Below are 1,406 nucleotides of genomic sequence, written 5' to 3'. Positions count from 1 at the left end.
GGGGGCGGCCCCCCCCCCCCCGCCTCGGGCTGAGGGGGCGCCCCCGGCGGGGGGGGGGGGCGGGCGGGCGGGGGGGGGCCGCCGCGCGCCCGGGCGCGCCCCCCCCGCCGCCACCTTCGACGTCATGGACCACGGGGCGAAGGCCGACGGGTCGACGAACGACACCGGCGCGATCGAGAAGGCCGTCAACGCTGCAACGCCCTGATGTTCGGCTCCGAGACCTGCGGTGACTTCACCGACTACGACTTCCAGGGCATCACCATCACCGGCGCGGATAAGTCCGGTCTGGGCATGGTGTCGATGGACGGGTCATCACCGGGACCGGCAACACACCTCGGGGGGCGCGCTGCGGGTGAGCGCGAGCGGTTCCACGCAGGCCTGCCCGTAAGGGGTGGTCACCCGCGGGAGAGGCCGCCCGTACGGGAGGACCTGCCCCAGGGCGCGGGAGAAACCCGCCCCGGACGCCCTAGCATGGGTCCCGCGGCCGTCACAAGGCCGCGGGAAGGCGGGCGGTCGAAGGTCGTGGGACGCATGGTAGGGATCAAGGACGTCGCGCGGCAGGCGGGCGTGTCCGTCGGCACGGTCTCCAATGTGATCAACCGGCCGGAGATGGTCGCCGAGGCCACCCGCGACCGGGTGCACGCCGCGATCGAGCGGCTGGGGTATGTGCGCAGTGAGTCGGCGCGTCAGCTGCGGGCGGGGCGCAGCCGGATCATTTCGCTGTTGGTGCTGGACATGGCGAATCCGTTCTTCGTGGATGTGGCCGGTGGTGCGGAGCGGGCGGCGCGTGAGGCGGGGCTCGGGGTGATGGTGTGCAACAGCGCGCAGAGCCCCGATGAGGAGGCCGACTACCTCTCCCTGTTCGCCGAGCAGCGGGTGCGTGGCGTGCTGGTGACCCCGGCCGACGCGACCGGGCGCAATCTGCTGGGCTTCCGGCGCCATGACATCCCGTATGTGTTCGTGGACCACGAGGTGCCCGACGACGAGGCCTGCTCGGTGTCCGTGGACGACATCGAGGGCGGCGCACTCGCCGGCCGCCATCTGATCGCCCAGGGACACCGCGCCCTGGTCTACATCAGCGGTCCGATGCATCTGCCGCAGTGCCAGGACCGGCACAAGGGCGTGCTCAGCGCGCTCGCCGAGGAGAACATGCCGCCGGGCGACCTGGTGCACATCGAGGCCGAGCGGCTGGATGTGGCGGCGGGGCGGGACGCGGGGGCGCGGCTGCTGGGGATGTCCCCGCGGCCGACGGCGGTCTTCTGCGCCAACGACCTGCTGGCGCTGGGCGTGCTGCAGGCGCTCTTCGCGGCCGGGGTGTCGGTGCCCGGGGACGTGGCGCTGGTGGGGTACGACGACATCGAGTTCGCGGCGGCGGCCGCCGTACCGCTGACGTCCGTACGGCAGCC

At 73.3% G+C, this 1,406-nt stretch carries 1 protein-coding gene; it reads left to right on the top strand.

The window, feature by feature from the left end; genetic code table 11:
- Positions 1-531 precede the first annotated feature (531 nt).
- Positions 532-1,406 (top strand): substrate-binding domain-containing protein (locus ACFZDL_RS47205; RefSeq protein WP_391194631.1); only part of this gene is annotated, 875 nt, incomplete at its 3' end.

Origin of the sequence: Streptomyces sp. NPDC007917 (genome assembly GCF_042959105.1) — a bacterium.
Lineage (GTDB): Bacteria > Actinomycetota > Actinomycetes > Streptomycetales > Streptomycetaceae > Streptomyces.
The sequence above is the reverse complement of the archived record's forward strand: the minus strand, read 5'-3'. Positions and strand labels throughout refer to the sequence as shown.